The organism is Thalassospira sp. GO-4 (assembly GCF_023588965.1).
Classification (GTDB): Bacteria; Pseudomonadota; Alphaproteobacteria; order Rhodospirillales; family Thalassospiraceae; genus Thalassospira; species Thalassospira povalilytica.
In genome coordinates this window covers 751,462-763,204 of the sequence record NZ_CP097807.1, presented here as the reverse complement: position 1 = coordinate 763,204, position 11,743 = coordinate 751,462, and the positions used below count along the sequence as shown (strand labels likewise).

Genomic DNA, 11,743 nt, shown 5'->3' with positions numbered 1-11,743 from the left:
CCTGTTTTTTTTTTGTGTCGCTCAACGATACATCAAAAGCGTATTTGTCCAAGTATCTGTTTTGGATCGATGAATTGACGGGGAACCGGGCTGTTCGTGACGCCGGTTCTGTGCCGAGATCTGCGATACGGGCCTCATGGCGGCAGATAAAACGTCATACGTTTTTGCAATTTCGTATGAAATATTCTAAATCAGTGCATCGCCATGCGTCAGATTGACGACGATATTGATTTTTCCAACAAAGGACTTTGCAATGTCCCTCGCCTCCCGGTTGCTTTCAAAGGCATCATTGTCACTGCTTCTCACATCAATCGTCGCATCATCTGCATCGGCACATTTCCAAAAGATGGTTCCGTCAACCAATGTGGTCGATCAGGATACCGGCCGCACAGTAAAGCTTGATCTGACATTTACCCATCCGATGACCAATGGTCCGGCAATGGAAATGGCACCGCCAGTTCAGTTTGGCATGCAATACAATGACCAAAAGATCGATTTGCGCCAAAGTCTTGAAGCCAAGACAGTGGATGGAAAATCGGCTTTCAACGCCGAGGTCGCCTTGAAGGCACCAGGTGGATATGCCTTCTATCTTGAACCGGTGCCGTATTTTGAACCGGCCGAAGGCAAGTTCATCATCCAGTACACCAAAACCATCATTGATGCCTATGATTCAGGTGAAGACTGGGACCAAATGGTCGGTTTCCCGGTGGAAATAGAACCCCTTACCCGCCCGTATGGCATCTGGACCGGCAATATCTTTTCCGGGATGGTCCGCCACAATGGCGATCCTGTCCCCTTTGCCGAAGTTGAAGTTGAATATGCCAATGACGGCAGTATCACCCTTCCCAATGCGACTTTTGCCACACAGGTTATCAAGGCTGATGCGAATGGCATCTTCCATTATGCAATGCCCAAGGAAGGTTGGTGGGTGTTTGCAGCCTTGATCGAAGACGGCACAATGACCGCACCTGACAGCGGACCCCAGGTCCCGGTCGAACGCGGCGGTGTGCTGTGGGTCAAAACCGATCAGATGAACTGAACCCAACGGGTTAGTGGTCCGGGCCACTTGCCCGTTCGTAAGTTCTGCTATTGAAATTGCATTCATCCTTAATCGATTGGCCTGCACCCATGACAAGTCGTTTGCGCAGCTTTGGTTTTTTCATTTTGCTTTTCTGTGCTTTTGGCGTTTCTGCCGCACAGGCCCACAACCTTAATGTCTTTGCCATAAGCACCGGCGACACGATTGAAGGATATGTCTATTTCACTGGCGGGACGCGCGCCCGTGCTGCTGAAATTGAACTTCATGCCGATGATGGCGCGGTTGTGGCGGCGGCCCGCACAGATCAAAACGGTGCCTTTGCTATCCGCGTCAGCCACCGGACGCCCTACGTGGTTCAGGCCAATACCGGAGATGGTCATATCGCCACATTCACCCTGACCGAGGACGAGTTTTCCGAAAACCTTCCACCCGCGAAAAATGCGTCGGACATTACGGCACGCTTTGTGACCGACAAAACCCCCGATGCCGCGGTCGCCCCGACCATGACCACGCCTTCATCTTCGGCAACCGCCCCCATCGGGCTAAAGGCCCTGACGCGCGACGAATTGACCAGCTTGATCAATCATGCCGTCGCACGACAGATCGGCCCGCTTCGCGAGGACGTAAACGCCTATCGCAATGATGTTCGTATGTCCGATATCATGGGTGGCATCGGTGTGATTATTGGTATTTTCGGAATCTTGGCGTGGGTCCGCGCCCGCAAACAGACATCTGTCTAACAACCGCAATCAGACCATTTCACCGCTTTCCACCGGCCACCGGGTATGGTGGCTGTCAATCACGAAACGATGTTTGTGGCTGACCGGTGGATGATAATGGCGGTGCCGGTGCTTTGACCGGTCTTCTTCCGCGTGCTGGTGACCGTCATCATGATGCTTTGCACGGTTCGATGACATCCTCGACGACGTCGCGGCTGCTTCGGCAGGATGGACATGTCCATGGTGTTCATCCGCATGATCGTGGGGATGTTCATGCCAGAAACCGGGATGGCTGTGCTGAAGTTCAAGCTGGTCTTGTTTGGGCCAAAGAACGCGCGCCATCACAGCACCGCAAAATGCAAGCCCGCCCGACACCCAGAATGCTACCGAAATATCGGCCAGACTGCCAATCCATCCGATCACCCCATATGCAATCAACCATCCACCGTGGGACAGTGCAAAATTGGCGGCAAAAAATGCGGAACGATCCCCCGCACCGGCAGATCGTTGCACCAACCGTCCACCTGGCGTCTGCGCAAATGTGGTTCCGGCCCCGGCAAACACCCACAGCAATGCAAAGGCGGCAACATCGCGAATGCCCGCCCCCATGATCACGGCACCTGCCACCATAGCCAGGGATGCGGCGACAATTCCGGCCATCATCAATCGACGCTCGCCCACTGTATCAATGATCTTGGGCATGACGAATGCCGCAACCATTGATCCGCAACCGGCACAGGCAAGAAACACCGTGGTCAGGATTTCAGACCCGCCAAGGATCGAACGCGTCAAAACAACCGTATTGACGATGATCATCGCCCCGACGCATGAAACCGCGAAATGAACGGCCAGAAGTCCGCGTAGCCGTGGCGTTTTAAGATATGCCACCACCCCGAACCGCGTATTGGCGTAAATGCCGCCTTCGCGGTCCGTCGCGGCGGCGCGCGGCACTGTTATTGTCACAATCAGAACGGCCGAAAGTGCAAATGTCAGACTGTTGACGATAAACAGGCTGTCAAACGACCAGACAAACAACAAGGCGGCTGCAAGTGCCGGACTGATCAGGTTTTCCAGATCATAGGCCAACCGGGCATAGGAAAGGCCCTTGGTATAGGATTTCTCGTCTTCGAGAATTTCCGGGATAATGGCCTGAAAGACCGGTGTGAATGCGGCGGACGCGGCATTGACCACAAAGACAAGAACAAAAATCTGCCAGATCTGATCGACAAAGGGCAAACACAGAACAATTGCCGCACGCAAGATATCAAGCCCGACAAGCCATGTCCGGCGCGGCAACAAATGCGCCATCCCACCGGCAATCGGGGCGATCACCAGATACCCGACCATCTTCAAAACCAGAATGGATCCCAATACCCGTCCCGCATCCGCCCCGGCCAGATCGAACGCCAGAAGTGACAGGGCAACCGTGGTTAATCCGGTCCCGATCAGGGACGTGATCTGGGCAGCAAAAAGATGTCGAAAGGCCGAAATGGAAAATGGCGACATGTTGGGGCATCCGGGCTGTGTGTCGCCTTACACCCTATCTTAAACCGTCAAAGACTTTCAAATGAATGATCATCGGCCTTGGCATTTTGCCGGGCGCGATCGGATGCGGTACATTTTTTGGGTGCAAGTTCCTTGGCCTGCGACATTTTCCCGGCGCGCAACTCCAACGTCCGGGTGGCCAGTTTCCGGCGAAAATGCGGGTCATGCGACACCAGTATCATGGCTTGCGGCAGTTCCAGCAAGATCTCCTCAAGCCGGTGAAGATTTTCTTCGTCCAGCGCGTTCGTCGGCTCATCAAGCAAAAGAACATCGGGCTTCATGGCAAGAACCGCCGCCACAGAAACCAGCCGCTTTTCCCCGCCTGAAAGCTCGTGGGTGATGCGTTCACGCAAATGTCTGAGATGAAGTTGATCAAGAACCTCGTCAACAATCGCCAGCGCCTCTTCGCGGCTGGCCCCAAGATTAAGCGGACCAAAGGCGATATCTTCGACCACGGTCGGACAAAACAGCTGATCATCGGGGTCCTGGACAATAAACCCGACCCGACAGCGCAGATCATGGAAATCCTTGTCCGTTACACGCGGCGTTCCAAACGCCCTGATTTCGCCGCCAAACGGTTTGATCAGACCGACCAGAATGCGCAACAGCGTGCTTTTGCCAGCCCCATTCGGACCGGTAATGAACAATCGTTCATTGGCCTCAAGCGACAGGCTGACCCGGTCCAGAACATTCTGCCCGGCGCGGTATCCGTATGAAATATCGTTAAGTTCAATAAGCGACGACATAAAAACGATCCAGAATAACAAGCACGGAAACCAGCATCAGAAACCCCACCCCGAAAAGGGCATCACGTTGCCGGAACACAAGATGATCAATCATCGGGAAGTGGCCACTAAATCCGCGGCATTTCATGGCCTCAAGAACCCGTTCGGCACGTTCAAGAGACCTGACAAGCAACATCCCGAAAAGATACCCGAGTGACCGATAGGTATGAATGCTGTTGCGCGCCTTGAAGCCACGCAATTTCATGGCCATGCGCAGTCGATGATATTCATCATGAAGAACCGAAATATAGCGCACCGTAAACATCATCAGATGCACCAGGGCTGCGGGGCAACGCAGCCGGTATAATGTATGACCAAGCCCCACCGGCGTTAACCCGGCAAGCAAGCTAAGCATCATCAAAACAACCGCATTGGCGCGAATGCCGATCAGGACCGCATGTTGCAATCCTTCCTTGCTGGCCTCGGCACCCAGGACGGTAAACATGGCGGTTCCCGGTGTTGTGAATGGCAACATCACCAGCATCACGATGATGAACCCGTCCATCGCTGCCATACGTTTCAGGGTCAGACGCAAAGGCAAATCAGTCATGAACATCGTCGCTATTGCCACAAAAAAGGCAGCAAGCGCGAATTCGATCTGATGCAGGGAAACGACCATCACCGAAAACAGACAGGCCGCCACCACCCGAACACGCGGATCAAACGATCCGACAAAGGAAGACGGTCGTTGTCCGCCTCCCTGAACGCTTAATGGTTGGTCATGCCCGAAAAGATGGCTCATGATTTGGTTGCTTTGGCTCTCAAGCGTCTTGCTGCCAGATAATAGGCAATCCCGAAGAACCCGAATATATAACCAATACCGCCCAGAATCGATTGAAGATCGTTCTTTTCCTTATAGGCGGTAATTTCCCGACGCAATGGACGCAATTCATCGCGAACGATCGCGGCAATGACTTCTTCCTGCTCGCGGGTAATTGCAGTTTTGGTTGCATTATCCCCGACAACTGCCCCATCCACAGTGATGTTAGCGCTATCACCCGAAGAAACTGCGTCGATGCTGCCTGCCCCTGCAATTCCCGTCAGGTCGGCAATATCAAAACGGGTTTCTGCAACATGCCCTGCCCCCAGATCGGCCCGAAAGACAAGGTCAACTTGCTGGCTTGGCGTATAGACAAAGAAGCCGTCAGAATCCGTTCTGATTTCATCGATCTTGTTTCCCTGCCGGTCAAAAATTTCAACCAGCGTGTCCGCAGCCATATCGCCATTGGAAAACCCGATCTCCCCTTCGACAGCTGTGCCGCTTGGAAAAACCGATGCAATCACCTTATGGGCCTGGGCGGCCTGCATTCCGAACAGAAGGCCTGCCAGAAACACCCCTGTTGCAAGCTTACCCATTGTTGGCCTCGTTCACCTGTTCGGCCAGGATCGCGGGGTTTTGTGCGTCATATCGGCGGATCTGGGCATCGGCCATCAGCAAAGCCGGTTTGACCTTCATGATCAGATAAACCGCTGCTGCAGACACCAGACCTTCGACCGCCATGATCGGAATATGGGCAAAGAAAACAAGCTTGGCCGCCGGTACAAACCCTTCCCCGCTCAGACCAAGGGAAATGGCTACGAACAAGGTGGTCAGCGCAATTGAAAGCGCACCGGCACACCCGCCCCAGATTGCCGCAAAGGTTGGATTGCTTCGCGACACCAATCCGCGAAACATGAAACCGGCAATCACCGCAGGAAACGCAATATTGACGGTATTGACCCCCAATACGGTCAAACCGCCAAATCCGAAAAAGATGGCCTGCAACAAAAGCCCGACAAAAAGTGCCGGGAATGCGGTCCAGCCAAGCACAAGCCCGGCCAGACCACTCATGATCAGATGCACGCTCGACGGACCGACCGGCACGTGGATCAGGGAGGCGACGAAGAACGTCGCCGATAACACCCCCGTCGCCGGAATTTTATCGATTGGCAGTTTGCGCAATCCAAGGCCAAGCCCCGCGACAGCAAGTACGCCACCGCCAATCAGCACCTCTGGGGCCAATGCCCCGTCAACAATATGCATCTATTTTGTCCCCAAGCCTATTGCACATCATAGGCGCGAACCCACAGGACTGCATCCTGTGAAAGCTCTTTTCCCTGAAATTCTTTGTTCGGCCCACTACCAAGGGCCGCAAACCCCCAAAATCCGGCCTTGGGGATCCCGAACGTGAAATACCCGTTGGCATCGGTAATCGCGACAATTGCCCCACCAGGCATCGGCCCTGCTGTCGGTTCCTTGGGCGCGTTACGGTCCATATCGGGTTCGGCTGCCATATATTCGATTTCAACCTCGACCCCGGATACCGGTTCACCGTTGCTCAGCACCCGACCGGTAAAGGTCGAACCTGCGACAATGTTGGTCGGCCGGTTTAACGGCAGAATTTCGGTCACAAGTCCCTGTGCCTCCATCCAGTCGGTCGGGATTTCGTTGCGGTTCACATAGGACTTGGTGATCTGCTGAATGAAGATATCTTCGCTTTCTTCGTAATAGGGTTCGGGCACCACCACCATCACGTAATCGCCACTGCGCTTAAGGGTCAAAGTACCGTCATACGCCTTGGCGGTATTCTCCTTCCCTGTGAAGGTCACCTCAGAAAGCGTTGAAGATAAATCAATTTTATCACCGCGATGGATCGCGTAAAACGCCACCGGCTTTTGCATATCCATGACATGTCCGTTTTCGAACGGATGCCAGAATATCAGTTTCACCGGCAGTTCGCCGGGGGCGGTCACATTGACTTCCGGTGTATAGGCCAATTGAAAATGGGCATGCGCACTTTGTGACGCAAACGCGAAACAGGCACTTGCAATCGCAAGCTTGCCAAGAGTTTTAAACATGTAATCGTCTCTTTTCACGAACGATGCGCGTCAGAAAAGTTTCCCGACGCACAGAGTTAGGATCAAGAACGATAGGATGGCTGGAAGCAAGATACCGGTTTCACGACGAGACCGCCTTTTCCCTGCAACCTGACGCTCACCCCGGCGTCCAACAGTTCAGTACCGGACAAGCCGTGTCCGGCAGTCAAAGGCAGGTCTCCTGGCTCGTGGTTTCAAAAGCATTACGCCTTCCCGGTTTGTCACCAGTGGCATAGGTAATGCTCGGACCACTTACAGTTGCGGGGGCAGCCGTGGCATTGTCGTAACGCACCACGTTCCCTTTTAAGCCGATCCAATGGATCAACACCCAAGACGCGTTCATATTCCATGGGCGGCAAACACCTGTCAACTCTTTGCCCGCATCCGAACGGATTATCTTTTCGCGCCATTGCTTGACCTTCGCCCTTCCCCCGGCAAAGATCAGCAGACACATCGCACAACATTGCGACTGGCCTTACATGGGATGGGTTGGAAATGATGGCTCCTGAAACAGTCCTGGACTTCTGGTTCAAGGAACTCGAACAAAAGCAATGGTTTATCAAGGATACTGCACTTGATACCCACATTGCCGAACGATTTTCCGACATTCATGCCGCGGCCCTTGCCGGTGAACTTTTCACCTGGCGCAACACCGCATCGGGGCGCCTTGCCGAAATCATCGTTCTGGATCAGTTTTCGCGCAACATGTATCGCGACACGCCGCAATCATTTGCTGCCGATCCGATCGCGCTTGTTCTTGCACAGGAAGCAGTATCCTTGGGCAAGGACAAGGAACTTGGATCACCAGAACAGCGGGCGTTTCTGTATATGCCCTATATGCATTCAGAATCCGAAATGATCCATGAAATTGCCATGACCCTGTTTGATCAGCCCGGGCTTGAACACAATTACGGCTTTGAAATCAAACACAAGAAAATCATCGACCGGTTCGGGCGTTATCCGCATCGCAATGACATTCTTGGCAGGACATCCACGCCAGAAGAAATCGCGTTTCTCAAAGAACCCGGCTCGTCATTCTAGAACGAAAAACGGGACGGCAATCCGTCCCGCTTTCATAAAATGATTCAATGCGAAAACGCGATATCAACCGATATCGCGATCGCGATTATCCCACCATCCCTGCACCAGGGCTTCGGCTTCGTCCATATAATCGGCTTTGCCCGCAAGGAATGCCGCCATCGCCGCACTACCCTTGATCCTGGCTTCGGCCGGGGCATCCTCGACCTCGCCGCGCCAAACAGCCAGAAAGTGCTTAAGAGTCACCGGGCTTTGATCGTCGATTTCTTTTTCGGTTTTTGGCAAAAGTGCCGGCCATCGGACGTCGCAAAGCTCGCCGTTATCAAGCATCCGAAGATCAACATGTTTGAACGGTGTGCGTTCTGCTTCGCCGCCCCCGCCCTTGATCACGCCAATTCGCGGCAGTTCAAGAAGCTTTCCGGTTTCACGATGCACATCCAGAAACGCCGGATGAAACACCCCCAGGAACGCGGCCCGTGCCTGTAACGGGTTTAGCAACCGCAACAGGGTATTCACCGGACTGCGCAGCCCCAGAAGCGACCGCAAACCGATCAGTTCCTGCAATTTCGGATGCATATGGCGCAACGGCAAATAAGCAAACCCCTTTGCGGCAATATCCGAACGGGCTTCTTCGGCTGACATCGCGATCGGCAGCTTAAGCGCCTTGATTGCGGCCTCGGTTCCAAGACCATTGACCAGATGCGAGTTATAACCGTGCATCAGAACCGGAACACCGTTCTGTGATATCAAATGTGCCGACAATACAAACCACGGCAGACCACGGGTTCGACCAGCCGCATATGACGGCCAATCAAGCATCGGGCGGCCCACCGGGTTGGTGTCCTGTCCATCATCCGCATCAAGCCTTGCGGCTTTGCGCACGGCTTCGATCATGCCTGCGAGTTCTTCCGGCGTTTCCGCCCGATAGCGCAGCATAAGCAAAAACGCGCCAAGCTGGATCGGCTCGACCTCATCGCGCAGGATCATTGAAAAGGCATCAAATGCCTCTTCGCGCGTCAGGCTGCGTGAACGGCCCGGCCCCCGAAAGAACGTTCTCAAATACCCGGAAAACGGATGAGATTCGGGTAAATGATTTTCTTCCTCGAGCTGTTCAAGATGCTCGTCGGTCATACGTACTCACCGAAAAAATTGTCGTTACTGGTCATGGACGCGGGTAAAGACCCACTCCGTCTCGTTTGACAGGTCATCCTGGTAGCAATAACCGTCAACATTGAATTTCTTAAGGTCTTGCGGGTTTTCCAGTCGATTGTCGATCATGTAACGCGCCATCATGCCACGCGCACGCTTCGCTGAGAAGCCGACAACCTTGGCAGCCCCGCCTTTGACTTCCTTAAAGACCGGTGTGATGACCGGTCCATCAAGCAGCTTGGTCTTGACCGACTTGAAATATTCGTTGGATGCCAGATTGATCAGGCTGCGGTCCTTGTGGCCTTCGGTAAGCTTGTTGATCTCCTTGGCGATCTTGTCACCCCAAAACGCATAAAGGTCCTTGCCACGCGGATTTTCAAGCCGTGTGCCCATTTCAAGGCGATAAGGCTGCATCAGATCACGCGGCTTCAACAGACCATAAAGCCCCGACAGCATCCGAAAATGGTCTTCGGCCCAGTCGATATCGGCATCCTTCATGGTGTCGGCATCAAGACCAACATAGGTATCACCACGAAAGGCAAAGATCGCTGGTTTCGCGTTGCTGCGATCAAAAGGCCGTGAAAAATGCTGGAAGCGCTGATAATTCAGATCCGCAAGGTTTTCACTGATCCCCATCAGCTTCATCAAATCGCCACGGCTTTTTTTCCGTGCAACTTCAATCAATTCTTCCGTGTCATCGAGAAACGCCGGTTGGGAAACGGCCATTTCCGGCACGTCCGTTTCGAAATCCAGCTTCTTGGCCGGGGACACAACAGCAAGCATCAATCTGCCTCTTCTCTTTCATCTCGGTTCAATTTGTCGTAACAAGCCACAAGGCATGGACAATGTCTAGGGCCCAAGCCCATGTACAGGTGTATACGACTGTGTATGGATTTGGACCCTTGGCTTTATCCATAAACTTCTAATCTTGCAGAAAATCCGTCTGGCGCAAGCCTTGGCGGAAGAAAGGACCAGTTATGAGTGAACAAGTTCGCGCGTCGCACATTCTTCTGATGTATGCCGGTTCGGCACGTTCGACCGCCACCCGCACCAAAGAAGAAGCATTGAACGAAATCAATGCCCTTAAAGACCAGATCGCAAACGGTTCCGATTTTGCAGAACTGGCAAAAGCTAATTCCGATTGCCCGTCCGGCCAGCAGGGCGGCGATCTTGGCTTCTTTGGCCGTGGCATGATGGTTCCGGAATTCGATGCTGCTGCATTCAGCATGGATGTCGGTGCGACCTCTGACGTGGTTGAAACCGATTTCGGTTATCACCTGCTTCAGCGCACCGCCTGATCCCGCGCTGCGATCAGAACAAAGGCTGGCAATTGTTGCCAGCCTTTTTCTTTTGGTGAGCCGGAAATGTGGCGCACCTTTGCCGGGACTGACGATCCGCGTTCTAATAATCAACGACGGGTGCATCAAGTTCGTATTGGCCTTTATGGTCTTCGATTTCGAGAACCCACACATCGCGGTCAAAGTCGATCTGCTTGCGCCAATAGGTATCACAGGAAAATTCGGTTTCACGCCCGCCATCTGGACCGCCTGCAACCAGCATCCAGCCAAGATCGCCGTCCAGTGTCGTAACCCTGGAATAGACGAAACATCCGGCATCGAACCGGTTCAGCTTCAACAAAACCGCCCCCGCATCCTCGTTGCCCTTATGGAGCACCATGGCCGTAATCAGGTTTGACTGGCAAATGGCAATCTGGCCACGAACCCAAAGTCCTGCTTTCAAACGTGGCTGCATCTATTTGCCATCCCGGCTGGCGACAACATTTTCAGGCATCTGCAACATCAGGTTCGGGTCCGGGCAAATGCTTGTCCAGATATCCCATTCCGATGGTTTTGCCGCCCCGAAATAGTCCCCTTCCCGCCCCAGCATGTCAAAAATGATCTGGAAATGCAGATGCGGAATCCAGTCACCATTGATCGGAAAGTCGCCAAACCGGCAGAACAGCTCTCCGGCGCGGATTTCCTTGCCTTTATAAAGTCCTTCAAGGGACGGTCTGCTCAGATGACCATACAGGGTGTAAAAGCGCACACCATCCGCCGGTTCATGTTGCAAAATGATGGTCGGCCCGTAATCAAGATGCAAATTGTTGTCTGCAAAGCTGTGCACGACGCCATCAAGCGGAGCAAATACCGGCGTATAGGCGGCCGCAAACAGATCAATTCCCAGATGCTGGCTTCGGGCTTCACCGTCGTTTTTGAACTGTTCGGATTGATAACAGACACGGTCTTCGCGATATCGGCCGATCCCCACCGGCGCGTCTGCTGCGGCCAGTTGTTGCCACATGATTTCTGTCTGACGTGCCGGGTCGCTCGTGCCGCCGATCACCACATCACCGTTTGCTGAAAAATCATAAACGATCTTCGGGCAACGTTTCAGATCACATTCCACAACAGAATGAAACTGGTCGCCGTGATCGGAAATCCAGTCGCGCAAAAATGCGGCATCTTCAAAGGGTTCAAGCCCGCGCGCATGACGGTCGTGATAGGTCTGCAATCGCTTGGTCGCATTGATCGGCATGGTGGCAGGCACAATGATGGCTCCATAAAAGAAAAAGGCAGGGTTGGTTCCCTGCCTTTTGCCTACATGATTATCTG

Annotated in this window: 14 protein-coding genes and 1 riboswitch; of the genes, 4 read left to right on the top strand and 10 right to left on the bottom strand. The window is 53.4% G+C overall.

The annotated features are described in order from the left end of the window. The first annotated feature begins 253 nt into the window (after window positions 1–253). Window positions 254–1,039 carry a DUF4198 domain-containing protein gene (locus M9H61_RS03670; RefSeq protein ID WP_250283458.1) on the top strand — a complete coding sequence of 262 codons (786 nt, stop codon included), beginning with the start codon at window positions 254–256 and terminating at the stop codon, window positions 1,037–1,039. Between the two features lie 89 nt (window positions 1,040–1,128). After that, window positions 1,129–1,779 carry a hypothetical protein gene (locus M9H61_RS03665; RefSeq protein ID WP_250283456.1) on the top strand — a complete coding sequence of 217 codons (651 nt, stop codon included), beginning with the start codon at window positions 1,129–1,131 and terminating at the stop codon, window positions 1,777–1,779. Between the two features lie 9 nt (window positions 1,780–1,788). Here the strand turns inward: M9H61_RS03665 and M9H61_RS03660 are convergent, their stop codons facing one another. From M9H61_RS03660 to M9H61_RS03635, 6 genes are read right to left on the bottom strand one after another with little or no spacing between them, the layout of a single operon-like run. Next, complete coding sequence (locus tag M9H61_RS03660) at window positions 1,789–3,264, bottom strand: MFS transporter (protein WP_250283454.1); 1,476 nt, start codon at window positions 3,262–3,264, stop codon at window positions 1,789–1,791. 47 nt (window positions 3,265–3,311) lie between these two features. Continuing rightward, on the bottom strand, window positions 3,312–4,049 hold the full coding sequence (locus M9H61_RS03655) for an energy-coupling factor ABC transporter ATP-binding protein (protein ID WP_250283452.1): 738 nt from the start codon (window positions 4,047–4,049) through the stop codon (window positions 3,312–3,314). Then, window positions 4,033–4,830, bottom strand: a complete 798-nt coding sequence (gene cbiQ / locus M9H61_RS03650; RefSeq protein ID WP_250283450.1) for a cobalt ECF transporter T component CbiQ — start codon at window positions 4,828–4,830, stop codon at window positions 4,033–4,035. The genes M9H61_RS03655 and cbiQ overlap by 17 nt, the downstream gene beginning before the upstream one ends. After that, window positions 4,827–5,444 carry a cobalt ABC transporter permease gene (locus tag M9H61_RS03645; protein WP_250283448.1) on the bottom strand — a complete coding sequence of 206 codons (618 nt, stop codon included), beginning with the start codon at window positions 5,442–5,444 and terminating at the stop codon, window positions 4,827–4,829. The genes cbiQ and M9H61_RS03645 overlap by 4 nt, the downstream gene beginning before the upstream one ends. Beyond that, entirely contained in the window at window positions 5,437–6,111 is a 675-nt protein-coding gene (gene cbiM / locus M9H61_RS03640; protein WP_206927547.1) for a cobalt transporter CbiM, read from the bottom strand. Before cbiM ends, M9H61_RS03645 begins: the two co-directional genes overlap by 8 nt. Window positions 6,112–6,128: 17 nt before the next feature. After that, a complete protein-coding gene (locus M9H61_RS03635) occupies window positions 6,129–6,926 on the bottom strand; it encodes a DUF4198 domain-containing protein (RefSeq protein ID WP_250283445.1) in 798 nt (265 codons plus the stop codon). A gap of 171 nt (window positions 6,927–7,097) precedes the next feature. Further along, window positions 7,098–7,291: riboswitch (cobalamin riboswitch) on the bottom strand. Window positions 7,292–7,439: 148 nt separating this feature from the next. On the opposite strand from M9H61_RS03635, the gene M9H61_RS03630 reads away from it, so the two are divergent. Beyond that, window positions 7,440–7,985: a DUF924 family protein gene (locus M9H61_RS03630; RefSeq protein ID WP_233433026.1), complete on the top strand. Its 546-nt coding sequence runs from the start codon at window positions 7,440–7,442 to the stop codon at window positions 7,983–7,985. A gap of 63 nt (window positions 7,986–8,048) precedes the next feature. On the opposite strand, the gene M9H61_RS03625 is transcribed toward M9H61_RS03630, so the two are convergent. Together M9H61_RS03625 and yaaA are read right to left on the bottom strand one after the other, a co-directional pair. Next, complete coding sequence (locus M9H61_RS03625) at window positions 8,049–9,113, bottom strand: glycosyl transferase family protein (RefSeq protein WP_068519156.1); 1,065 nt, start codon at window positions 9,111–9,113, stop codon at window positions 8,049–8,051. A gap of 24 nt (window positions 9,114–9,137) precedes the next feature. Further along, on the bottom strand, window positions 9,138–9,914 hold the full coding sequence (gene yaaA, locus M9H61_RS03620) for a peroxide stress protein YaaA (protein ID WP_101246152.1): 777 nt from the start codon (window positions 9,912–9,914) through the stop codon (window positions 9,138–9,140). A gap of 194 nt (window positions 9,915–10,108) precedes the next feature. Between yaaA and M9H61_RS03615 the strand changes: the two genes are divergently transcribed. Beyond that, on the top strand, window positions 10,109–10,429 hold the full coding sequence (locus M9H61_RS03615) for a peptidylprolyl isomerase (RefSeq protein ID WP_068519158.1): 321 nt from the start codon (window positions 10,109–10,111) through the stop codon (window positions 10,427–10,429). Window positions 10,430–10,532: 103 nt separating this feature from the next. On the opposite strand, the gene M9H61_RS03610 is transcribed toward M9H61_RS03615, so the two are convergent. Together M9H61_RS03610 and M9H61_RS03605 are read right to left on the bottom strand one after the other, a co-directional pair. Then, window positions 10,533–10,883: a DUF1491 family protein gene (locus M9H61_RS03610; protein ID WP_250283442.1), complete on the bottom strand. Its 351-nt coding sequence runs from the start codon at window positions 10,881–10,883 to the stop codon at window positions 10,533–10,535. Further along, window positions 10,884–11,678, bottom strand: a complete 795-nt coding sequence (locus tag M9H61_RS03605) for a peptidoglycan DD-metalloendopeptidase family protein (protein ID WP_250283441.1) — start codon at window positions 11,676–11,678, stop codon at window positions 10,884–10,886. It lies immediately after the preceding gene. Between the last annotated feature and the right edge of the window lie 65 nt (window positions 11,679–11,743).